Origin of the sequence: Amycolatopsis sp. cmx-4-83, assembly GCF_046548815.1 — a bacterium.
GTDB lineage: Bacteria > Actinomycetota > Actinomycetes > Mycobacteriales > Pseudonocardiaceae > Amycolatopsis > Amycolatopsis pretoriensis_A.
Genome location: NZ_JAEBEF010000009.1, coordinates 164483 through 186970, shown reverse-complemented (window position 1 = coordinate 186970; position 22488 = coordinate 164483). Strand labels below are relative to the sequence as shown.

General features: G+C 72.4%; 16 protein-coding genes. 7 read left to right on the top strand and 9 right to left on the bottom strand.

Annotated elements, in window-relative coordinates:
- The first annotated feature begins 83 nt into the window (after positions 1-83).
- Genes ACLJQM_RS28305 through ACLJQM_RS28295 form a run of 3 tightly spaced genes read left to right on the top strand, consistent with a single transcriptional unit; the run spans position 84 to position 2591 of the window.
- Complete coding sequence (locus ACLJQM_RS28305) at positions 84-467, top strand: globin (protein WP_410633583.1); 384 nt, start codon at positions 84-86, stop codon at positions 465-467.
- Positions 464-2017 carry a glycoside hydrolase family 13 protein gene (locus tag ACLJQM_RS28300; RefSeq protein WP_410633406.1) on the top strand — a complete coding sequence of 518 codons (1554 nt, stop codon included), beginning with the start codon at positions 464-466 and terminating at the stop codon, positions 2015-2017. Before ACLJQM_RS28305 ends, ACLJQM_RS28300 begins: the two co-directional genes overlap by 4 nt.
- A gap of 10 nt (positions 2018-2027) precedes the next feature.
- A complete protein-coding gene (locus ACLJQM_RS28295; RefSeq protein WP_360776284.1) occupies positions 2028-2591 on the top strand; it encodes a dihydrofolate reductase family protein in 564 nt (187 codons plus the stop codon).
- Positions 2592-2597: 6 nt separating this feature from the next.
- Here ACLJQM_RS28295 and ACLJQM_RS28290 read toward each other — a convergent pair whose 3' ends face one another.
- The 7 genes from ACLJQM_RS28290 to ACLJQM_RS28260 all read right to left on the bottom strand — a co-directional run bounded on the left by ACLJQM_RS28290 (position 2598) and on the right by ACLJQM_RS28260 (position 15975).
- Positions 2598-2906, bottom strand: a complete 309-nt coding sequence (locus ACLJQM_RS28290; protein ID WP_410633405.1) for a hypothetical protein — start codon at positions 2904-2906, stop codon at positions 2598-2600.
- A gap of 52 nt (positions 2907-2958) precedes the next feature.
- Positions 2959-3594, bottom strand: a complete 636-nt coding sequence (locus tag ACLJQM_RS28285) for a hypothetical protein (protein ID WP_410633404.1) — start codon at positions 3592-3594, stop codon at positions 2959-2961.
- Positions 3587-4006, bottom strand: coding sequence for an acyl-CoA thioesterase (locus ACLJQM_RS28280; RefSeq protein ID WP_410633403.1), 420 nt, complete (start codon positions 4004-4006; stop codon positions 3587-3589). The genes ACLJQM_RS28285 and ACLJQM_RS28280 overlap by 8 nt, the downstream gene beginning before the upstream one ends.
- Positions 4003-8988 carry an NAD-glutamate dehydrogenase gene (locus ACLJQM_RS28275; protein WP_410633402.1) on the bottom strand — a complete coding sequence of 1662 codons (4986 nt, stop codon included), beginning with the start codon at positions 8986-8988 and terminating at the stop codon, positions 4003-4005. Before ACLJQM_RS28275 ends, ACLJQM_RS28280 begins: the two co-directional genes overlap by 4 nt.
- Positions 8989-9484: 496 nt before the next feature.
- Positions 9485-12136 carry a hypothetical protein gene (locus ACLJQM_RS28270; protein WP_410633401.1) on the bottom strand — a complete coding sequence of 884 codons (2652 nt, stop codon included), beginning with the start codon at positions 12134-12136 and terminating at the stop codon, positions 9485-9487.
- 16 nt (positions 12137-12152) lie between these two features.
- Positions 12153-13829 carry an energy-dependent translational throttle protein EttA gene (ettA, locus tag ACLJQM_RS28265; RefSeq protein WP_360776299.1) on the bottom strand — a complete coding sequence of 559 codons (1677 nt, stop codon included), beginning with the start codon at positions 13827-13829 and terminating at the stop codon, positions 12153-12155.
- A 118-nt stretch (positions 13830-13947) separates the two neighbouring features.
- On the bottom strand, positions 13948-15975 hold the full coding sequence (locus tag ACLJQM_RS28260; RefSeq protein WP_410633400.1) for a cytochrome c oxidase assembly protein: 2028 nt from the start codon (positions 15973-15975) through the stop codon (positions 13948-13950).
- A gap of 57 nt (positions 15976-16032) precedes the next feature.
- On the opposite strand from ACLJQM_RS28260, the gene ACLJQM_RS28255 reads away from it, so the two are divergent.
- Entirely contained in the window at positions 16033-16671 is a 639-nt protein-coding gene (locus ACLJQM_RS28255) for a phosphoglycerate mutase family protein (protein ID WP_247020396.1), read from the top strand.
- Between the two features lie 254 nt (positions 16672-16925).
- On the opposite strand, the gene ACLJQM_RS28250 is transcribed toward ACLJQM_RS28255, so the two are convergent.
- Positions 16926-18098 carry a sensor histidine kinase gene (locus ACLJQM_RS28250; protein ID WP_410633582.1) on the bottom strand — a complete coding sequence of 391 codons (1173 nt, stop codon included), beginning with the start codon at positions 18096-18098 and terminating at the stop codon, positions 16926-16928.
- 425 nt (positions 18099-18523) lie between these two features.
- Between ACLJQM_RS28250 and ACLJQM_RS28245 the strand changes: the two genes are divergently transcribed.
- Genes ACLJQM_RS28245 through ACLJQM_RS28235 form a run of 3 tightly spaced genes read left to right on the top strand, consistent with a single transcriptional unit; the run spans position 18524 to position 21248 of the window.
- On the top strand, positions 18524-19744 hold the full coding sequence (locus ACLJQM_RS28245; RefSeq protein WP_360776308.1) for an MFS transporter: 1221 nt from the start codon (positions 18524-18526) through the stop codon (positions 19742-19744).
- Positions 19741-19887 (top strand): hypothetical protein, encoded by a 147-nt coding sequence (locus ACLJQM_RS28240; protein WP_158104371.1) that lies wholly within the window; start codon positions 19741-19743, stop codon positions 19885-19887. The genes ACLJQM_RS28245 and ACLJQM_RS28240 overlap by 4 nt, the downstream gene beginning before the upstream one ends.
- Positions 19887-21248 (top strand): YcaO-like family protein, encoded by a 1362-nt coding sequence (locus ACLJQM_RS28235; protein ID WP_410633399.1) that lies wholly within the window; start codon positions 19887-19889, stop codon positions 21246-21248. Before ACLJQM_RS28240 ends, ACLJQM_RS28235 begins: the two co-directional genes overlap by 1 nt.
- On the opposite strand, the gene ACLJQM_RS28230 is transcribed toward ACLJQM_RS28235, so the two are convergent.
- Entirely contained in the window at positions 21220-22425 is a 1206-nt protein-coding gene (locus tag ACLJQM_RS28230) for an MFS transporter (protein WP_410633398.1), read from the bottom strand. The genes ACLJQM_RS28235 and ACLJQM_RS28230 overlap by 29 nt on opposite strands.
- Positions 22426-22488 lie beyond the last annotated feature (63 nt).

The window sequence follows — 22488 nt, the reverse complement described above, 5'->3', positions numbered from 1 at the left end:
AGCGGGTTCGCGACCATCCGGAAGGAGCGGGACCGGCGTCGGGAACCCGCACCCAGGAGGGCAAAATGGAAGGCGTGTCTGCAGTGAGCGAACCGGCGAACCTCTACGAAGCGGTCGGCGGCGAACCGACGTTCCGCCGCATCGTCGGGCGGTTCTACGAAGAGGTCGCGCGTGACGAGATCCTCCGCCCGCTCTACCCCGAGGAGGACCTCGGCCCGGCCGAGGAGCGCTTCCGGCTGTTCCTCATGCAGTACTGGGGCGGCCCGCACACCTACTCCGACCAGCGCGGGCACCCGCGGCTGCGAATGCGGCACGCGCCGTTCAAGATCGGGCCGATCGAGCGGGACTCGTGGCTGCGCTGCATCCGGATCGCCGTCGACGAGGAGAACCTGGAAGAGCCGTACCGCGGTCAGCTCTGGGCGTACCTGGAGATGGCCGCGCACAGCATGATGAACAGCTTCGTATGAGACCCGGGCCGGACTGGTGGCGGAATGCCGTCTTTTACCAGGTCTACGTGCGCTCGTTCGCCGATTCGGACGGTGACGGCGTCGGAGACCTGGAAGGCATCCACTCCAGGCTCGGTTACCTGGAGCTGCTGGGCGTCGACGCGCTGTGGCTGACCCCGTTCTACCGCTCCCCGATGGCCGACCACGGCTACGACATCGCGGACCCGCGGGACGTCGACCCGATGTTCGGCACCCTCGGCGACTTCGACGTCCTGCTGACCGAGGCGCACAAGCGGAACATCAAGGTCACCGTGGACGTGGTGCCGAACCACACCAGCAACCAGCACGCCTGGTTCAAGTCCGCGATGGCGGCGAAGCCGGACAGCCCGGAGCGCGACCGGTACATCTTCCGCGACGGCGTCGGGCCGAAGGGCGAGGACCCGCCGAACAACTGGGTCAGCGCGTTCGGCGGCCCGGCCTGGACCCGGGTGCCGGACGGCCAGTGGTACCTCCACCTGTTCGCCCCGCAGCAGCCGGACCTGAACTGGACCAACCCCGAGGTCGCCGCCGACCTCGAACGCACCCTGCGCTTCTGGCTCGAACGCGGCGTCGACGGCTTCCGCATCGACGTCGCGCACGGCATGGCGAAGCCGCCGGGGCTGCCGGACATGGACCCGCGCGCGGACGCGCTCGGGCCGAGCCACTACTACGACCCGCGCTGGGACCACGACGGCGTCCACGAGATCCACCAGATGATCCGCAAGGTGCTCGACGAGTTCCCGGAGGCCATGGCGGTCGGCGAGATCTGGGTGACCGACGAGGAGCGCCTCTCCCGCTACCTGCGGCCCGACGAGCTGCACCTGGCGTTCAACTTCCGGCTGGTGCTGACCCACTTCGACGCCGACGCGATGCGCACGGCCATCGAGCGCTCCCTGACCGTCCCGGCGAAGGTCGGCGCGCCCGCGACCTGGACGCTGGGCAACCACGACGTCTGGCGCCAGGTCAGCCGCTACGGCGGCGGCGCGGCCGGCGTCCGGCGCGCCCGGGCGATGGCGCTGGTGGAGCTGGCCCTGCCCGGCACCGTCTACCTCTACAACGGCGAAGAGCTCGGCCTGGCCAACGTCGACATCCCGGCCGCAGAGATGGCCGACCCGCGCGCGAAGACGAGCGGCGCCGAGTTCGGCCGCGACGTCTCCCGCGTCCCGCTGCCGTGGGAGGGCGACCTCCCGCCGTTCGGGTTCTCGCGCAACCCGCGCACGTGGCTGCCGATGCCGGCCGGCTGGGCCGGGCTGACGGTGGAGAAGCAGATCGAGGACGCGGACTCGACGCTCTCCCTGTACCGCCAGGCGATCGAGCTGCGGAAGACGCATCCGGCGTTCGGCGGCGAGGAACTGGAGTGGTACGGCGCGCCCGCGGGCTGCTTCGCGTTCCGGCGCCGCGGCGGCGGGCTGGTGTGCGCGCTGAACACGTCGGCGAGCCCGATCGCGCTGCCGCCCGGTGAAGTGCTGCTCTCCAGCAGCCCGCTGGTCGACGGGAAGCTGCCGGCGGATTCGGCCGCCTGGCTGGTTTGAGGGGGTTGACGTGCGGAAACTGGTCTACGGGATGAACCTGAGCCTGGACGGCTACACCACCGCGCCCGGTGGCGACCTCGGCTGGAGCGAGCCGAGTGACGAGCTGTTCGAGTGGTGGCTCGAGCAGGAGCAGGCGGTCGATCTGTTCCTGTACGGGCGCAAGCTGTGGGAGACGATGGGCTCCCACTGGCCGACCGCCGACGAGCTGCCGGGCGCCACCCCGGCGGAGATCGCGTTCGCGCGGAACTGGCGGGACACGCCCAAGGTGCTGTTCACCTCGGCGGAGATGGACGAGCCCGGCTGGAACACCCGCGTGGTGACCGGCGACCCGCTCGCCGAGATCACCCGGCTCAAGGCCGGGGACGGCGGGCGGATGCGGGTCGGCGGGCCGACGCTGGCCGCGGCGGCCCTGCGGGCCGGGCTGGTCGACGAGTACGAGATCGTCACCCACCCGGTCCTGGTGGGCGGCGGCACGCCGTTCTTCACCGCGCTCGACAGCCGGGTGCCCCTGAACCTGGTGGAGACGCGGACGTTCCCCGGTGGGGTCGTCCTGACCCGGTACGAGCGGCGCTGACCGCCCCTACCCGCTCTGGTCGCCCGAGCCGTCGTCGAAGGCGCCGCTCGCCAGCCACGCCACCAGCGCCGCGGCCTGGAGGTAGGGCGCCGCCTGGGCAGCCGCCCGGCCCGCCGCACGCGTGCGGCCCCACCTCTCAGGTCTTTCGGCGCGCTCCGGCGCCGGCTCACCCACCGGACGGTCCTGCCGCCACGGCGTGTCCTCGACGCGTACGGCGTCGAGGAAGTCCGCGGTCGGGTCGTCGTCCCCCGCCCTTAGGGGGTTCCGGGTGGCGGAGCCCCCGGCCCGGGGCGAAGCCCCGGATGTCTCGTTCATGACTCCAGGGTGCCACCGGTGGCGCGCACCGGTGGCACCCGTAAGGAATCCGTCAGAACAACAGCGGCAGCAGCGCGTGGCGGCGCCGCACGATCGCGCCGTAGCGCGCGTCCAGGCGCAGCCACGAGTCCGTCGCCGACACGCGGACGACGTCCTCCGCCAGGTCCGAGTCCACGAAGCCCATGCCCGACATCGCGAACAGGCAGCGCATCTGGACCTTGACCTCGACCGCGTCGCCGGACACGGTCAGCACCGCCTGGTCCATCAGCGACGACGGCGGGTTGCCGTGCGGGCCGGCGTTGTCCCTGGCCAGCGTCACGCCGCGGTCGGCCAGCTCCGCGACGACCCGCGCCGGCAGCTCGTCGATCAGCGGCCAGCGGCCGGACGGCGGCAGCTCGCCGTGCCACAGCAGGTCGCGGGCCGGGCCCGGGTCCATCTTCGGCCCGCCCGCCACGGTCAGCGCGGCGAGCAGCTCGTTGCCGGACACCGTGACGTCGCCGGGCGTGACGTCCCCGGCCACCGCGCGCGTCGCGAAGCACTCGAACGGCGTCGCCGTCCAGGCTTCCACCACGCCGTCGCCACGCTGGCGCAGCCGGACGGCCGTCTGGCCGTCCAGCCGGACCGCGCGGGCGACGAACGCACCGAGGGTCTCCCGGTCCGCCGCGTCCGGCACGAACAACTCAGGCATCCGCGAACCCCTGCTTCAGAAACTCCGACTCGGGCGGGCTGAGCCTACGCGGCCGCAACGCGACCGTGTCGTACGGCGCCAGCACCGTCTCCGCGGTGACCGCGACCGGGTCGGTTCCGGCGGGCCCGGTGTGGACGCGGTAGGCGAGCGTGAAGCTCGCCGCGCGCAGCTCCGTCAGGTCGATGCCGACCCGCAGCTCCTGCCCGGACACCACGATCGGCGCCTTGTAGGCCACCTCCAGCTTGACCACGACGATGCCCTTCGGCAGCTGGTCGAGCCCCGCCTCGACGGCACCCTTGAACAGCAGCGGGATGCGCGCCTCTTCGAGCAGCGTCACCATCTTCGCGTGGTTGATGTGGCCGTAGACGTCCATGTCCGTCCAGCGCGGACGGACGCGCGCAACGTAGGTCACCGCACCGTGCTCCGGATCTGCCGGGCCGCCACCGAAAGCGTCGCGAGGTCGAGCCGGCCGGACTTGTGGATCTCGTCCAGCGCGACGCGAGCCCGCTGCAGCCGCGAGGAATTCGTCTTCTCCCACTGCGCGATCTTGGCGTCCGCGGACGAGCCGGGATCGCTGTGCCGCAACGCGTCCAGCGTGATCGCCCGCAGCGAGCCGTAGACGTCGTCGCGCAGCGAAAGCCGCGCGAGGGCGTGCCAGCGGTTGCCGCGTTCCAGCGCGCTGATCTCGGTGAGCATCTTGTCGACGTCCAGGTGGTCCGAGAGCGCGTAGTACAGCTCCGCCGTCTCGGCCGGGCTGTGCGTCGCGTCCACGCCGATCTGCTGTTCGGCGAGCTCGGCCACGTCGGTGACGTCGAGCAGGCCGAAGGTGTGCAGCAGCAGCGACACCCGGCGGGCCAGGCCCTCGGGCACCTTCGCTTCGATCAGCTCGTCCACGTGCTTCTGCACCGACTCCGCCTCGCGGCCGCGCAGCAGGTCGCCGATCTTCGGGACGAGCTTGCCGAGCACCCGGCTGAACCGGTTGATCTCCGCCAGCGGGGCCAGCGGCTGCGGCCGGTTGGTGAGGAACCAGCGCGCGGCCCGGTCGAGCAGCCGCCGCGTCTCCAGCACCATGCTGTCCGCGACGTCGGTGGACACGACGTTGTCGAGCGCGTCGATCTCCGCCCACAGCGCGGGCAGGTCGAACACCCGCGTCACCACCGCGTACGCGCGCACCGCGTCGGTCGCGGTCGCGTTCATCTCCTCCATCAGCCGGTAGACGAAGGAGATGCCACCGCCGTCGACCACTTCGTTGGCGATGAGCGTGGTGATGATCTGGCGGCGCAGCGGGTGCTCGCCGATCGCGGAGGCGAACCGCTCGCGCAGCGGCACCGGGAAGTACTCGGGCAGCCGGCCGGCGAACACCTGCGAGTCGGGCAGGTCGCTGGCCAGCAGCTCGTCCTTCAGCTCCAGCTTGACGTGGGCGAGCAGCGTCGCCAGCTCCGGCGACGTGAGGCCCTTGCCCGCCTTCTCCAGCTCACGGAACTCCGAGTTGCTCGGCAGCGCTTCGAGCTTGCGGTCGAACGCGCCCGCGGAGACCAGCGCCTGGACCTGCCGCTGGTGCACCGAAAGCATCGGCGCGGCGTGCGCCCGGCTGACGCCGAGGACGGCGTTCTGCCGGTAGTTGTCCGCCAGCACCAGCGCGCCGACCTCGTCGGTCATCTCCGCCAGCAGCTCGTTGCGCTGGGCCTCCTCGAGCTTCCCGGTCTGCACCAGGTGGTCGAGCAGGATCTTGATGTTGACCTCGTGGTCGGAGCAGTCGACGCCGGCCGAGTTGTCGAGCGCGTCGGTGTTGATCTTGCCGCCGTTGCGGGCGAACTCGATCCGGCCCAGCTGCGTGAGGCCGAGGTTGCCGCCCTCGCCGAACACCTTCACGCGCAGCTGCTTGCCGTCGACGCGGATGGCGTCGTTGGCCTTGTCGCCGGCGGCGGCGTGGGTCTCGGTCTCCGCCTTGACGTAGGTGCCGATGCCGCCGTTCCACAGGAGTTCGACGGGCGCCAGCAGGATCGCCTGGATGAGGTCCATCGGAGCCAGCGCGGTGACGCCCTCCTCGAGGCCGAGGGCCTCGCGCACCTGCGGGCTGATCGGGATCGACTTCGCCGTGCGCGGGTAGATCCCGCCGCCCTCGCTGATCAGCGAGCGGTCGTAGTCGTCCCACGAGCTGCGCGGGAGGTCGAACAGCCGGCGGCGCTCGGCAAATGTTACGGCCGCCTCCGGGTTCGGGTCGAGGAAGACGTGCATGTGGTTGAACGCCGCGACCAGCCGGATGTGCTCGGACAGCAGCATGCCGTTGCCGAAGACGTCGCCCATCATGTCGCCGATGCCGACGACGGTGAAGTCCTCGGTCTGGGTGTCCTTGCCCAGCTCGCGGAAGTGCCGCTTGACGCTCTCCCAGGCACCCTTCGCCGTGATGCCCATGGCCTTGTGGTCGTAGCCGACCGAGCCGCCGGAGGCGAACGCGTCGCCCAGCCAGAAGCCGTACTGGCCGGAGACCTCGTTGGCGATGTCGGAGAACTTCGCGGTGCCCTTGTCCGCCGCGACGACCAGGTAGGAGTCGTCGGCGTCGTGCCGGACGACGCCCGGCGCGGGCACGGTCTTGCCCTCGATCCGGTTGTCGGTCAGGTCGAGCAGGCCGGAGATGAACATGCGGTAGCAGGCGATGCCCTCGGTGAGCTGGGCGTCGCGGTCGATGCTCGCGTCACCGGTCGCGGCCGGCGGGCGCTTCACGACGAAGCCGCCCTTCGCGCCGACCGGCACGATCACCGCGTTCTTCACCGCCTGCGCCTTGACCAGGCCGAGGATCTCGGTGCGGAAGTCCTCGCGCCGGTCCGACCAGCGCAGGCCACCGCGCGCGACCTCGCCGAAGCGCAGGTGCACGCCCTCGACGCGCGGCGAGTACACGAAGATCTCGAACTTCGGCCGCGGCTCGGGCAGCTCGGGCACGCCGGCCGGGTCGAGTTTGATCGCCAGGTACGTGCGGTTGGCCCCCGCGGCGTCGGTGACGTGGTAGTTCGTCCGCAGGGTGGCCTGGATGACGGCCATCAGGCGGCGCAGGATCCGGTCTTCGTCGAGGCTGGTGACCTCGTCGATCATCGAGCCGAGCTCGCTCGCCAGCGCTTCGGCGGCGGCTTCGCGGTCGGTGTCGTTCAGCTTCGGGTCGAAACGGGCCTCGAACAGCCGCAGCAGCTTCGTCGCGACCTGCGTGTGGTTCAGCAGTGTGTTCTGGATGTAGTCCTGGGAGAACGCGCTGCCGGCCTGGCGCAGGTACCGCGAGTACGCGCGCAGCACGGCGACCTGGCGCCAGGTGAGGCCCGCCCGCAGGACGAGCCCGTTGAGGCCGTCGACCTCGGCGTCACCGCGCCAGGCGGCCTCGAAGGCGTCCTGGAAGCGGTCGCGCAGCTCGGTGATCGCCTCGGCGCCGGTCTTGGCGATGACCTGCTGGCCGATGCGCAGGCCGAAGTCGTAGATCCAGCACGCGCCGCCGTCCTCGCGGTGCAGCTCGTACGGCCGCTCATCGACGACCTCGACGCCCATGGCCTGCAGCACCGGCAGCACCTTGGACAGGGTCACGCCCTCGCCGCGCAGGTAGAGCTTGAAGCGCCGCTCACCGGGCTCGGCGCCGGCCGGCAGGTAGAACGACAGCGCGAGGTCGCCCTCGTCGGTCAGCGAGTCGAGGGCGCGGAGGTCGCCCAGCGCCTCTTCGGCGGTGAAGTCCTCCTTGTAGCCCTCGGGGAACACGCCCGCGTAGCGCTGGCCCTGCTCGGTCGCCGACTCCTCGCCGACGATCCCGACCGCGACGCCGCCGTCCGAGCGCTCGCGGCGCTCGTCGAGCACCGCCTCGACCATCCGGTCGTCCCAGCTGCGGACCGCGGTGTTGAGCCGCTCCTGGATCCGCTGCGTGTCCGGCTCCAGGCGGCGCGCCGGGTCGGTGTGCACCATGAAGTGCACCTGCGCCAGCACGGTTTCCCCGATCCGGGCGCTGTACTCGAGCTGGGTGCCTTCGAGCTCTTCGAGCAGGACTTCCTGCATCGCCAGCCGCGACCGCGTCGTGTAGCGGTCCTGCGGGAGGTAGACGAGGCAGGAGTAGAAGCGGCCGTACGGGTCGCGCCGCAGGAACAGCCGCAGCCGCCGCCGGTCGGACAGCGTGATCGCGCCGGTCGTCGTCGCGTACAGCGAGTCGGTGTCGGCGGAGAACAGGTCGGCGCGCGGCCAGTTCTGCAGGACTTCGAGCATCCGCTGGCCGGAAAAGGACTCCATCGGGAAGCCGGCGCGGTGGATGACCTCGCGGACCCGCTTGCACACCACCGGGATGTCGAGGACGTTCTCATGGAGCGCGGTGGTGGTGAACATGCCGAGGAAGCGGTGCTCGCCGGTGACGGTGCCGTCGGCGTCGAACGTCTTCACGCCGACGTAGTACGGGTAGACCGGCCGGTGCACGGTCGAGGGCGCGCTCGCCTGGGTCAGCACCAGCAGCGACGGCGCGAGCGCGGTGGCGGCGGTGTCCGGCCCGGCGGTGAGGCCGCGGGCGGCGAGGCTGTCCTGGCGCAGCACGCCGAGGCCGGAAGCCAGGACCGCGCGCAGGGCCGGGTCGTCGGAGTCCGGGTGCGGGTTGTCGATCAGCTCGTAGCGGCGGTAGCCGAGGAAGGTGAAGTGGCCGTCGGCCAGCCAGCGCAGCAGCCGCGCGCCCTCGGCGACCTCGGCCTGGGGCAGCTTCGGCGGGTCGGTCTCGAGCTCGCTCGCCAGCTGGCAGGCCGTCTGGGCCATCTTCTCGGCGTCCTCGACGACCTCGCGGACGTCCCCGAGCACGCTGGAGAGCCGGTTGTCGAGCTCGCGCGCGCGGTTGCGGTCGGTGACGAAGTCGATCTCGATGTACATCCACGACTCGGCCGCCGAGTTCACGGGCGGCTCGCCCGGGTCGGCGTCGGGGTGGACTTCCTGCAGTTCACCGGTCAGGTCGCGGGTGACGACGACGATCGGGTGGACGATCCGCTGCACCTGCACCCCGTCGCGCGCGAACTCCGCGGCGATCGAGTCGACGAGGTAGGGCATGTCGTCGGTGACGACCTGCACGACGGTGGCCTCGCGAGCCCACCCGTCTTCGGCGACGGTCGGGTTCAGCAGCCGCACCGCCGGGCGGCCGGGCATCCGGTGCTTGGCCAGCTGCAGGTGCGACCGCACCGCCCCGACGAGGTTCACGGCCTCGTCGCCGACGATCTCTTCGGCCGGGATGTGCCGGTAGTACAGCCGGATGAGCTCACCGATCTCCGGCGCCAGCCCCGCGGCCGCGTCGATCAGGTCGTCCCTGATCTGCTCCGGGCTGGCCGGGGCGCGCTGGCCGAACTCGGGTTCGGTTTCCGCGCCGGTTCCGGATGGGGACGAGACTCCGGTCGAGCTCATTTGAGACAACTCTCCAGTTTGCGTGAGGTGGCACCGCGCCGGCTCGTCGTTGGGCCGGACTCACCCCACACTAATGCGCCGGGCCGCGGGTCCACACGAAGACCCAGACGTTGGTCGGGACCGAAAAACCCTTTTGGGCCAGGGAATTTGCCGGATCGGTAAAGCTACCGGCGGGTTGTGTTGGCGCTGGTCGCGCGGCGCTGACCAGCCACGCGGGACGCCACGTGTCCAACGTGATCGGTTCAGCTTTCGTCTCCTGACACCGCTCGGCGAACGTTGTCGGCCGGTCGGCGACCCCGTGGCGCCCGGGACCCGGGGGCGGCGGAGGCACGGGCAGGTCGGCGACGAAACGGGGTGTCTCACCGACGGGAGGCCGACCGGGCGAACGCTCCCGGCCCTGGAAACGACATGAAAGGGTCGTTCACTGCACCGCCGGGGTCGTGACGGGTCCGGGCTCCCGGCCGGCTGCTCCCGCGGTGGTGCGGTCCCGGGCGGGTCAGTCGCCCGAGCCGTGGCGGCGGGAGTCGACGTCGGCTCCGTGGCCGTTGCGGGCGTGGCCGTTGCGGTGGCCCGTGTCCTGGGAGCCCAGCTGTTTCACCAGGGCGGCCGCGCTGGCCGTGCCTGCCTGGTGCTCCGCCAGTGCGCGGGCGAGGAGGTCGGCGAGGCCGGCGTCCGGGGGTGGCTCGTCCTCCGCGATCGCGCGGGCGTAGCTCTCCGGGAACGGTGCCGTGGCCGGCGTCCAGTGCCCGAAGTCCTCCATCGGCTCCAGCGTCGGCGGCATCCGCAGCCGCGGCAGCCAGGGCTCGGCCTCGTCGCGGTAGTCCGGCGCGGACGGCGGCTGGTCCTCCGGCCGCGGTGGCGGCGCGAGTTCCGGCTCGGGCCGTTCCTCGGCGCGGGGGGTCTCGGCGTCTTCCGCCCGCCGACGGCCCCCGGCACCCCCGGAGGAAGACGAAATACCGAGGCGATCCAGCACCGACCGCGCGGCGACGGACCCGTGCTCAGCGTCGTGCCGGGTCGAGGGCTGCGGCTCCTGGCGCGGCCGCGGCTCGGGTTCACGCTCGGCCGCGGGCTCGGGAGCGAGCGGCAAGGCGGGAGTGATGCGCGTGGGCGCCGACTCCCGTTCGGCCGCCGTTTCCTTCAGCCGGGCTTCGGCCAGCGCGGCCCACGAGAACTTCGTCTTCCCACTCGCCGGTTCGGCCTCAGCAGGCTCCGGTTCCGGCGCACGGGCGGACCGGGTCTCCACCGGCTCGGACCGGAAGTCCGGCTGCCGTTCGGCCCGCACCTCGACGGGCTCGGACCGGAAGTCCGGCTCGGACGGCGCCTCCACCGGCTCCGGATCCCGCCTGCGCTTCCCCCCGGACCGGACCTCGACCGGCTCGGCTTCACGGCCACGCTCGGCCTCGGCTCGCTGCCCCGGCTGCCGCTCACGAACGGGCTCGGACCGGTGGCCCGCCTCCCGCCCGTGCTCCGACGGCACGTCCACGGGCCCAGCGTCACGTGCAGACCGCACCTCAACGGGCCCGCCGTCGCGGCCGCGCTCCGACCGCACCTCGTCGGGCCTCGCGTCACGCCCAGACCGCACTTCGACGGGCTCAGCGCCGCTCCGACGTTCAGACCGCACCTCACCAGCCTGAGACCGCACCTCGCCAGGCGCCGCCTGACGTCCGCGCTCCCCCGCCGAGTGCACCTCGATGGGCTCGAGCCGCGGCTCAGCCCGGAACTCCGGTTGCCGCCCGCGCTCAACTTCAGCCCGCACGGGCTCCGCCTTCGGAACCACCCGCGGCTCAGGACGACCCACCGGCCGCCGCTCCACCACGACCGGCTCCGCGCGCCGGGGCGCCGGCTCGTCACGAATCGCCGGCATCACCGTCGTCTCGGCCGCGTCAGCCGTCGCCCGCGGCCGCTCGAACGACCAGCCCGGCGCCGGCTCACGGCCGAACGACCACGCAGGTGACGGAGGCGACGGCTCGGCAACCACCGGAACCGGCCGCGACGGCACCGCCTTCAACACCTCGTCCAGATCCACCGAAGCCGGCTCGCCGGTCCCGAACTCGCCGGCCAGCACATTGCACGCCTGCCGCCGGGCACGCGCGTGCAGCTGCTCCGCCGCCCGTGAGCGGTACAGGCAAGCGATGGCCTCCTCGGCCCGGCCGAACCGCTCCTCCAGCTGCGCCAGCTCCAGCCACAGCCGGGCCGTGACCGCCGGAAGCCCGTGCCGATCAGTGCTCGCCACGGCCTCGCGGACCAGCTCGATCGCCGCCTCGCCCGAACCCGCGGGCAGGTGGATGCGGGTCGCCACGGCCAGCCGCAGCCAGCCCATCGGGGCGACCCCGGCCGCTCGCACCGGCTCCGCCAGCACGGGCTCCGCGATCTCGTACGCCATTTCCGCGTCGCCGCGGTCGAGCAGGGTGCTCACCAGCAACAACACCAGCCGGATGCGGACGAGGCCGCCGTCGTCGGCCGGGTTGTCGAGCTTCTCCAGGAAACCGAGCCCGGTGCGGGCCGCGTCGGCCGCCGCCGTCAGGTCGCCGTGGCGACGCCGGTGCGAAGCCGTGCCGACGCGCAGCAGCGCGCGGACCAGCAACTGGGTGTCCGCGCCCAGCGACTCGTCGCCGAGGACGAGCTTGTCCGCCTCGACGAGCACCCGGTCCAGCTCCGCCTTGCGCCCCAGCAGACCCAGGCAGCCGGCCAGGTGGCACAACGCCGCGGCGCGGTGCACCGGCGAGACCACGGGGTCGGTCAGCACCGGCCGCAGCGCGGCGAGACCGGTCAGCGGCACGCCCAGGCTCCGGGCGCACACGGCGAGGTCGATGCGCAGCCGCGCGGCGATGTCGCCGTAACCGGCGTGCTCGGCCGCGCGCAGGGCCGCGACGGCCCGGCCGACCGTGGCCGGGCGCATCCCGAGCCGGACGCGCGAGGACACGACCAGGCTCTCGGCCCGGATCCACTGCTCGTCGGCGCCGGCGGCCTCCGACAACGCCGCCGCGCGTTCGCCGAGGACCAGTGCGAGCTCGGGCGCGCGCAGGTGCAGCGCGTCCGCGCGTTCGATCAGCCTGCCGACTGCGGAGAGGGTTCCCCCGGCATTGGCGGAGCGCCCGCTCTCCACGCGGGAGAGCGGGCCCGTCCGGTGCGCTTTGCTGGCTTCCACGGGGAAACCCGCCCCCTCAGTCGCGGGTCAGCTTGCGGTGGGTGACACGGTGCGGGCGGGCGGCTTCGGCGCCCATCCGCTCCACCTTGTTCTTCTCGTACCCTTCGAAGTTGCCCTCGAACCAGAACCACTTGGCCGGGTCTTCGTCCGTACCTTCCCAGGCCAGGATGTGCGTTGCGACCCGGTCGAGGAACCACCGGTCGTGCGAAATCACAACGGCGCAGCCGGGGAACTGCTCCAGCGCGTTCTCCAGCGAGCCCAGGGTCTCGACGTCCAGGTCGTTCGTCGGCTCGTCGAGCAGGATCAGGTTCCCGCCCTGCTTGAGCGTCAGCGCCAGGTTGAGCCGGTTGCGCTCACCACCGGAGAGCACGCCCGCCGGCTTCTGCTGGTCCGGGCCCTTGAAGCCGAACGCGCTGACGTACGCGCGCGACGGCATTTCGGTCTGGCCGACGTGGATGTAGTCCAGCTCGTCGGAAACGACCTGCCACACGGTCTTCTTCGGGTCGATGCCGCCGCGATTCTGGTCCACATAGGACAGCTTGACCGTCTCGCCGATCTTGACGACGCCGTTGTCCGGCTCCTCGAGCCCGACGATCGTCTTGAACAGCGTGGTCTTGCCGACGCCGTTCGGGCCGATCACGCCGACGATGCCGTTGCGCGGCAGGTCGAACGACAGGCCGTCGATGAGGACGCGCTCGTCGAAGCCCTTCTTGAGCTTCTCGACCTCGACCACGACGTTGCCCAGCCGCGGGCCCGGCGGGATCTGGATCTCTTCGAAGTCGAGCTTGCGGTGCTTGTCCGCCTCGGCCGCCATCTCCTCGTAGCGGTCGAGGCGCGAGCGGGACTTGGTCTGGCGCGCCTTGGCGTTCGACCGCACCCACTCGAGCTCGGTCTTCAGGCGCTTCGCGAGCTTCTGGTCCTTCTTGCCCTGGACCTCGAGGCGCTCGCGCTTCTTCTCCAGGTACGTCGAGTAGTTGCCCTCGTAGCCGACGACGCGGCCGCGGTCGATCTCCATGATCCACTGGGCCACGTTGTCCAGGAAGTACCGGTCGTGGGTGACGGCGAGGACGGCGCCGGCGTAGCGGGAGAGGAACTGCTCCAGCCACAGGACACTTTCGGCGTCCAGGTGGTTGGTGGGCTCGTCGAGCAGCAGCAGGTCCGGCGCCGACAGCAGCAGCTTGCACAGCGCGACGCGGCGGCGCTCACCACCGGAGAGGTGGGAGACGCCTTCGTCCGGCGGCGGGCAGCGCAGCGCGTCCATGGCCTGCTCGACCGTCGAGTCGAGCTCCCAGGCGTCGGCGTGGTCCAGCTCCTCCTGGAGCTGTCCCATCTCTTCCATCAGCTCTTCGGTGTACTCGGTCTCCATGAGCTTGAGGACCTCGTTGTACCGGTCGAGCTTGACCTTGATCTCGCCCAAGCCCTCTTCGACGTTCCCCCGGACCGTCTTCTCCTCGTTGAGCTCCGGCTCCTGCATGAGGATGCCGACGCTCGCGCCGGGCTGGAGGAACGCTTCGCCGTTGCTGGCCTGCTCGATCCCCGCCATGATCTTGAGAACGGTGGACTTACCGGCACCGTTCGGCCCGACCACGCCGATCTTGGCGCCGGGGTAGAACGCGGTGCTGACGTCGTCGAGGATGACCTTGTCCCCGACGGTCTTGCGCACCTTCTTCATGGTGTAGATGAACTCGGCCATACCCACGATCGTAGAGCGCGCCTGATCGCGTCTCGACGCCGGTCACCACCGGACTACCGATTGTCAGGCCTGGGTCACCGCGAGCGTGGTTTTCGGGCGCCCGGACGAGCCCTCAACCTCAACTGGAACCCGAGGGTCGCTTGCCCTCGGCGAGGTTCTTGAGCATCGCGTTGTAGGCGTTCAGTTCTTCGTCGCCGGTGACCGCTTCGCGCCGGTCACGCCGCTTCGCCTCGCGCTCGTCCTGACGCGACCACTGCACCAGCAGCGCGATCAGCACCAGCAGCACCGGGATCTCGCCGGCCGCCCAGGCGATGCCGCCGCCGAGCCGCTGGTCGGCGAGCAGGTCGGTCACCCACGGCAGGTGCAGCTGGCCGTAGAACGCCTGCCCGATGACGGCCTGCTTGCTCATCAGGATCACGCCGAAGAACGCGTGGAACGGCATCGCGGCGAACATCATCCCGAGCCGGCCGAGGTACGGGATCCGCCGCGGCGCCGGGTCGACGCCGATCACCGGCCAGTAGAAGACGTACCCGGCGAGCAGGAAGTGCCCGTTCATGATCAGGTGCGCCCAGTGGTAGTTCAGCGCGTTGTCGAACAGGCCGGAGAAATAAAGCGCGTAGAACGACCCGACGAACAGCAGCAGCGCGACCACCGGGTGGGTCAGGAACCGCGACACCGGGGAGTGCACGAAGGCGACGAGCCACTCGCGCGGCCCCGGCGGGTTCTCCTTACCGGCCGCGGGCAGCGCGCGCAGGGCGAGCGTCACCGGCCCGCCGAGCACGAACAGCACCGGCGCCACCATCGACAGCAGCATGTGGTTGCCCATGTGGACGCTGAACATCGCGGGCGCGTACCGGCCGATGCCGGACGACGTCGCGATCAGCAGCACCACGCAGCCGCTGATCCAGGCGACCGTGCGGCCGACCGGCCACGGGTCGCCCCGGCGCAGCAGCCGCCGGACCCCCGCCAGGTACAGCCCGCCCACGACGAGCGCGAGGACGCCGTAGACGAGGTCGAAGCGGGTGTCGAAGAGCAGCCGCCACAGCGTCGGCGGGCCGTCGAGGTTGTAGCCGATCAGCAGTTCGGTGGTGGACGGCTGGGTGACCGCGTCCGCCGGTGGCGGCGTCCGCGCGAGCCCGGACGCGATCCCGATCGTGACGAACATGATCACGATCTCGACCGCGGCCAGCCGCAGCAGCTGCCCGCCGCCCTTGCCGTCCACGAGGTCGGCGACGCCCTTCTGGCGCTGCTGGTGGCCGAACACCCCGAGCAGCAGCAGCGCGACCGTCTTGGCCACGACCAGCAGGCCGTAGTCGGTGGTGAAGAGGTCGTTCAGGCCGATCCGGACCAGCGCGTTGACCACGCCGGAGAGCAGCATCACGATCCAGCACACCAGCGCCAGCCGCGAGAACCGCTGGGCGGCCAGGCTCAGGTGGTTCCCGCGCCGGTAACCCAGCGCCAGCACCGCGATCAGCCCGCCGACCCACAGCGCCGCGGCGACCAGGTGGAACAGCAGGCTGTTGGTGGCGACGTCGTGCGAGCCGCCGCTGGCGGAGTGGCCGGTGACCGCGACCGGGACCAGGCCGACGACGGCGAGCCCGAACAGCACCGCCGTCCAGCCCCAGGTGAGCGCGAGCCGGCAGCCGAGCGCGACGAGGACCGCGATCAGCGCCGTCCACAGCCAGGCCTTCGGCTGCTCGATGGCGCCGACGAGGTCCAGCAGCGTCTGCGGGTCGAGGATGTCGCCGAACGGCTTCCCGGCGGTGTCGGCGGCGGTGAAGGCGACCGACAGCAGGGCGGCGGCGAACCACACCCAGGCGGCGATCCCGGCGGCGCGCAGTGCGCCGTAGCCCTCGGGGCCGAGCGTGCCCGACTTCTGCGGCGGCACCAGGAACGCCGCCAGCAGCAGCGACCCGACGCAGATCACCGACGCGGCTTCGGACAGCACGCGCACGACGGTGACGCCGTACTGCGTGACCAGCCCCGGATCGGGGAGGCCGGCGATGACGTAGCCCGCCCCGCCGGTGAGGGCGATCAGCCCGACCGCGACGACGGCGGCCAGCAGCACGCCGACCGAGAGCAGGGGCAGCACGCTGGCCCGCCGCTGCGTGGGGACGTCGGATTTCGTGACGGACTGCTCGGACACGCCCCTGAGGGTATGCCCAGCCCCGGTCAGGCCCGTGTGACGGGCAGGATGGGAGCCGTGAAGATGATCCTGCTGCGGCACGCCGAGTCGCTCGGCAACGTCGACGAGCTCGCCTACACGCGGATCCCCGACCACGCGCTGCCGCTGACGGAGAAGGGCGAGCGGGAAGCGCTCGCGGCCGGCCCGGAGATCGCCCGGCTGCTCGACGGCGAGCGGCCCGCCGTCTACGTCAGCCCGTACCTGCGCACCCGGGAAACGTTGCGGCTGCTGGACATCGAGGCGTCGTGCGATCGGCTGCTGCAGGAGCCGCGGCTGCGCGAGCAGGACTGGGGCAACCTGCAGGACCCGGCCGACCAGGAGGTCCAGAAGGCGCGGCGCAACGAGTTCGGGCACTTCTTCTACCGGCTCCCGTTCGGCGAGTCGGGCGCGGACGTCGACGACCGCGTCGCGGCGTTCCTCTCGGACCTGCGCCTGCGCGACGAACGTCACCCGGAGACGGTCCTGATCGTCTCCCACGGGCTCACGCTGCGGTTGCTGTGCCGCCGCCTCTTCGGCTGGAGCATCGAGCTGTTCGAGTCGCTGTCCAACCCGGGGACCTGCGAGTACCGCGTCCTCGAGGAGCAGGACGGCAAGTGGACGCTGGACCGCCCGTTCGCCCAGTGGCGGGACTCACCCGACGGGGAGACGCAGCTCTAGCCGTGATGTCCGGGGTGGTCCGGCCCCGGTGCCGGACCGGGTCGGCCGCTCGCGCCACCGCAGCCGCACGATCCGGGCACTGGTGCACGGTCGGGCCAAGCGCCCCAATGTGGCGTTCGGTGCGTCCAACGCACCCAATGTGGCGTTCGGTGCGTCAGACGCAACCAACGCCACTTTGGGACGCTTGCCCGGATCGCGGCCGACGGACCTCGGACGCGTGACTCCGTCCCGGCTGTACCTTCGGCGCGGTCACCTCAACTCGGGACAACGTCCCTGGACATCACGTCCAGCGGGGCGGTCAGCACGACGCGGGTGCCTTGGCCGAGCGCCGAATCGATGCGTGCGGCGCCCCCGATCTCGGCCAGCCGCGCGTGGATGGAGTTGTCGATGCCGAACCCGGCGCGGCGGGCGCCGGGGTCGAAGCCCGTCCCGTGGTCGCGCACGGACACCGTGACGACGCCTTCGCGCTCTTCGAGGCAGACGACGGCTCTGGTCGTCTTCGCGTGCTTAAGGGTGTTTCGCAGCGCTTCGCGGGCCGCGTCGTGCAATGCGTTGACGACGGCTTCGGGCACGTCCGAAGGCTTCGCGAGCACCACGAGGTCGACGCGCAGGCCGTCCGCCGTCATCTCGACCGCCAACGCGCCGAGGCGGTGTTCGAGCCCGCCCGGCTCGGCGGGCGCGTCGCCGTCGAGGCTCAGCCGCAGGCGCAGCGCGTGCGCCCGGGCGGTGCGCCGGACCTGGTCGAGCCTGCCGACGGGGTCGAGCGCGTCGTCGGGGGCGGGCAGGGCGAGGGACTCCATCACCTGCAGCACGGTGTCGTGGACGTCCCGGCGGTGCCGCTCGCGTTCGGCGGCTCGGCCGCGCTGTTCGCCCAGCCGGTGCGCGAACCGCATCGAGCCGGCGACCAGCAGCACGATCGCCAGCGCCGTCGCCGCGGCCGCGAGCAGGGCCGGCAGGATCCACGTCGCCGGCGCGGACGTGCCCGAGACCGCGGCCGTGCCGTAGCGCAGGAGAACGGCTCCGGCGATGGCCGCCGCGCCGGCGGGCGCGCCGCGCAGCAGGGTCCAGACCATGACCGTGCCCATGATGTTCGGCCAGGTCAGCCCCAGCAGGCCGGGCGCGAACGCCGCCGCGGCCAGGCTGGTGACGAGCGTGTACGCGGTGTCGGCGACCAGCACCGGGCGGATGCCGGTGGCGCGGCGGAAGACCCAGGCGACCTCGAGGAGGTTCGGCACCAGGAAGAACGCCACGGCGAGCCAGAGCACCGGCGCCGTGCGCCCGCCCGCGGCCCACAGCGCCTGGAGGAACAACACCAGCCGGAACACGACCGGCACCAGCACGAGCCTCGGTACGGCGCCCTGCACCAGCGAAAGCGCACCCCACCGACCGCTCCCGCCGGCGAGCGCCCCCGCTCCGCCGAGCAGCACAACCCTCACGACGTCCTCCCCGGATCAAGGCCCCTACCCTGATCAGCCGACCTGAAATGGAAGCGTCGCCGCATTCATCTCAGTTTACCGACAGGGTCAGCTTGCCCCCACCGGTTCGGCACTGTCAACGGGTTCAGCCCAGACGGCGGGCAATCGAGGAGACGAGCGATCTCCATGCCGGGAGCCATGATTTACCCATGAGTCCGGGGGTGCGCCTCCCAGCTGAGACCCAGCGGAAGGCACCCGGCTCGATGGGAGAACCGCACAACTGGCTCTCCTGCGAGGAGCCCCGGGAACGCCCGCGTCGCTGTGATCCAGACGGCCACGGCACCCGGCTCGGGACGAGAAACCAGTGGAACGGGGAAGGGGGCCGACGGGTGACGCACACGATGACGTCCCGTCGGAGCCCCCGGACCCTCCCGCCGGTGTTCTGGTGGATCTGGATCAGCCTTCTGGTCAACTGGGCCGGCGCCTTCACCCGGCCCGTGCTCGCGCTGTCGCTGACGGCCGGGCACGGGTACCCGGTGTCCTACGCCGGGTTCGTCATCGCCCTGATCGGGCTGGGTGGCGTACTCGGCACCGTGGCCGGCGGCGTCCTCGCCGACCGGCTGGGCCGGCGGCCGACCCTCGTGCTGGCGCACGTCGTCACCGCGGTGGCGATGGTCGCGCTCGGCACGGCGAGCGGGCGCTGGCAGCTCGAAGCGGCGGCCTTCGCCGTCGGCGTCGGTTCCGTGGCGGCCCGGCCGGCGATGAACGCCGCGCTCGCCGACGTCGTGCCGCCCGCCGACCGGCCGCGCGCCTTTTCGCTCAACTACTGGGCGGTCAACGTCGGCGTCGCCGTGTCCGCCGCCCTCACCGGCGTCATGGTGGGCTTCGGCTACCCCGTCGTGTTCATCGCCGACGCCGCCGCGACCGCGTTGTGCGCGCTCGTCGTGCTGCTGAAGGTGCCCGAAACCCGGCCGCCGTTCACCCCACGGGCCCGCGTCGCCCGGCCGCCCTTGCGGTTCGACCTGCGGTTCGCCGTCTTCCTGCTCGCCACCCTCGCGATCGGCTCGGTCTACGAACAGAGCGCGACGACACTGCCGGTCGTCATGGTCGGCGCCGGGCTCACCGCGGGCGCGTTCGGCCTCGTGCAGGCCTTGAACGGGCTGCTCATCGCGTTCCTGCAGCTCCCGCTGACCCGGTGGGCGCGCCGGCACCGGCGACGACCGCTGCTGATGGCGAGCGCGCTGCTGATCGGCTGGGGCTTCGGGCTCAACCTCTTCGCCGAGGGGCTGCTCGGCTACGCCGTCATCGCCCTGGTCTGGACGGTCGGGGAAATGCTGCAGATGCCCGTCGGCAGCTCCGTGGCGGCCGACCGGGCACCCAGCACGCAGCGCGGCCGGTACGCGGCCCTCTACACCGGCGCGTGGTCGGCCGCGGCCCTGCTCGGGCCGGCCGGCGGCGGCTGGCTGCTGGACCGCGGTGGCCCCGCGGCCGTGTGGCTGGCCTGCGCCGCGCTCGGCGCGCTGGCCGCCGCGGGGTTCGCGGTCGGTACCAAGCTTCCGCGCGAGGTGGCCGCCTCGGACGCGCGGAACGGGGAGCACTCCCCGGATCCCGCCACCGGAACCGGTGGTGGGCCGTCGATGGAAAGGGTAGCGCCATGAAGCAGGAGCAGTTCTCCGTCGAGACCGCCCCGGAAGCCCTGGTCGTCAACACCTGCGTCGCGGCGAGCCTCGTCGTGAACACGTGCGTGGCGGCGAGCCTCACGGTCAACACGTGCGTCGCGGCGTACCTCCCGGAGCGCTGATGACCGCTCTGCACGAAGGGCTGCCCGGCCGGAGCGGTGAACGCCGTTCCGCGCCGGGCTCCGGCCCGATCATCACCCGGTTGCGGTCCTTCGCCGGCTTGGAAGGCACTCCGGCGGCCCTGCACCTGGCGGTGGCCGACATCCGCGACGTCCGGGCCGAGCTGCCGTGGCAGGGCGACCTGCAGGGCTTCGGCACGTCGTGGGACGACCCGGCGCACGCCCGCGTGTCCGCCCGGGGCGAGGCGGTGGAGCGGTACTGCGCGACCCGGCCGCCCCGCGACGTCGTCCACGGCAGCCACGACGACCTGGTCGCGCGCGGGCTGACCGCGCTGTCCCCCGGCCGGCTCGCGCTGTATTCGCCGCGCCAGTACGCCACCCCCGGGTTCCCGTTCACGCCGTTCCTCCCCTCTTCGCCGGTGCACTGGGTCCGCGCCACCTCGCTCGGCGGCGGCGACGTCCACGTGCCCGCGTTCCTGGTCCACACCGGCTGGCCCCACGTCCCGAAGGCGACCGAGGAGCCCCTCCACGCGTTCCCGGCGATCGGCGGCACGGCGGCGGGCGAAACCCTCGAAGCCGCGATCCGGTCCGGCTTGCAGGAAATCGTCGAACACGACGCCTCGGCGGTCTGGTGGCTCAACGGCGCGCCCCAGCCCACCCTGGCCCCGACCCCGCGCCTGGCCTCACTGGCCGGTGCCGACGAGGTCCGGTTCTGGTCGATCGCGAACGCGTTCGGCATGCCGGTGCTCGCCGCGGCGGTCCGGTCGCCCGAGGGCTGGCTGACGGTCGGCACGGCGACGCGGCCCGACCCCGAGCAGGCGGCCCTGAAGGCGCTGGCGGAGGCGTACACGCTGCAGATCACGTGCCGCACGCTCGACGACCGCGACGCGCTCTCGGCGATCGTCGCGGGCTACGGCGGCCGCCCGGGCCCATTGCGCCCGTGGCGGGCGGAGCGGGACTACGCCGACCACTACGGCCCGGCGGACCTCGTGGAGCTGCTGTGCCACCAGCAGTTCCACCTCGACCCGCGAGCCGGCGCGGCGGCGCTGGCCTGGGCGACGGGCGGGCCGCCCCTCGACTGGGCGGCGATCCCACGGCCGGCGGACGACTCGCTCGACGCCCTGCTGGCGTGCGTCGCGGCGGCGGGGCACGAGGTCCTGTACGTCGACCTGACAACGCCGGAAGCGGCGGCGGACGGCGTGCGGGTGGTGCGGGTCCTGGTGCCGGGCACGGTCGGAACGGCGCCGGCCGCCTACCCGCCGCTGGGCCTGCGGCGGGTCCAGGACCTGGGGGTGCGGCTGGGGTGGCACCCGGAGCCGCTGGACGAGGAGCAGCTCAACCGGGATCCGATGCCCCACGGGTGAGCTCCGGCGCGGGCTGCCCGGCTTCCTCCCGGCGCCGCGACCGCCGGGCCGCCACCGCCGCGGGCAGGATCAGCGCCGCGACCAGCGCGACGAACACGAACGCGGCCCCGAACCCGACCGCCTGCGCGATCCCCCCGATGATCGGCGGCCCGGCGAGGAACCCGGTGTAGGCGACGGCCGACACGAACCCGATCTCGCGCTCCCCACCGGCCCCGTCACCGCGTTTCCCCGCGTCACCGGCGAGGCTCAGCGCGAGGGGGAACGAAGCCGCGAGCCCCGCACCGGCCAGCGCGAAGCCGGCGTAGGCGACGGCAGCGGCCGGCACTATGGCCGTGGCGAGGAAGCCGGCCGTCGCCAGCGCCGCGCCCGCGACCAGGCAGCGGGTCGGCCCGAACCGCCGTTGCGCCCACGGTCCCGCCAGCCGCGCCAGCGCCATGACCAGCTGGAACCCGGCGAACGCCAGCGCCGCCGCCCCCTGGCCCACGCCGCGTTCGGCGGTCATCAGCAGTGCCGACCAGTCCGCCGCCGCGCCCTCGGCGACCGCCGAGCACAGCGCCACCGCGGCGAGCAGCCACAGCACCGGACGGCGGATCGGCGCCCGGCGGCGACCGGTGACCACGGCAGTGTGCTCCGGACGGCTGCCCGGGACCGCGCGGACCACGACCAGCAACACCACGACCGCGACGACGGCCGCGGTGGTCAGGTGGCGCGCCGGTGACCAGCCGTGTCCCGCGGCGAGCCCCGCGGCCAGCGAACCGGCGAGCGCGCCCACGCTGAACCCGGCGTGGAAGACCGGCATGACCGGCCGCCGGGCCCGGCGTTCGACGGCCACCGCGGCGACGTTCATCGCGACGTCGAGCATCCCGACGCTCGCCCCGACCACGAACAGCGCGCCGGCCAGGAGCGGGACGCCCGGCGCGTAGCCGATCAGCACCAGGGCGACGGCCGCCAGGACCGTGGTCCCGGCCACGACCGCCCGGGCCCCGAGGCGTTCGACGACCCGTCCGGCCACCGAGGCGGCCGAGAGCAGGCCGACGCTGGCGCCGAGCAGCGCGAGCCCGAACACGCCGGGCGAGGCGTGCACCTGGGCGGCCAGCGCGGGCGTGCGCGTCGCCCACGAGCCGATCGCCAGGCCGTTGAGGGCGAACACGGTGAACACCGCGACCCGATCCCGCATGGCTCCCCCTTCCGCGGCCTCAGCTTGACACGGCGCGCGTAACACCGGAACGGCCCGTTCGCA

Coding starts and splice junctions, on each gene's coding strand:
- ettA (WP_360776299.1), bottom strand. CDS start 13,829: ATGGCCGAGTTCATCTACACCATGAAGAAGGTGCGCAAGACCGTCGGG.
- ACLJQM_RS28235 (WP_410633399.1), top strand. CDS start 19,887: ATGACCGCTCTGCACGAAGGGCTGCCCGGCCGGAGCGGTGAACGCCGT.
- ACLJQM_RS28275 (WP_410633402.1), bottom strand. CDS start 8,988: ATGAGCTCGACCGGAGTCTCGTCCCCATCCGGAACCGGCGCGGAAACC.
- ACLJQM_RS28240 (WP_158104371.1), top strand. CDS start 19,741: ATGAAGCAGGAGCAGTTCTCCGTCGAGACCGCCCCGGAAGCCCTGGTC.
- ACLJQM_RS28290 (WP_410633405.1), bottom strand. CDS start 2,906: ATGAACGAGACATCCGGGGCTTCGCCCCGGGCCGGGGGCTCCGCCACC.
- ACLJQM_RS28300 (WP_410633406.1), top strand. CDS start 464: ATGAGACCCGGGCCGGACTGGTGGCGGAATGCCGTCTTTTACCAGGTC.
- ACLJQM_RS28230 (WP_410633398.1), bottom strand. CDS start 22,425: ATGCGGGATCGGGTCGCGGTGTTCACCGTGTTCGCCCTCAACGGCCTG.
- ACLJQM_RS28285 (WP_410633404.1), bottom strand. CDS start 3,594: ATGCCTGAGTTGTTCGTGCCGGACGCGGCGGACCGGGAGACCCTCGGT.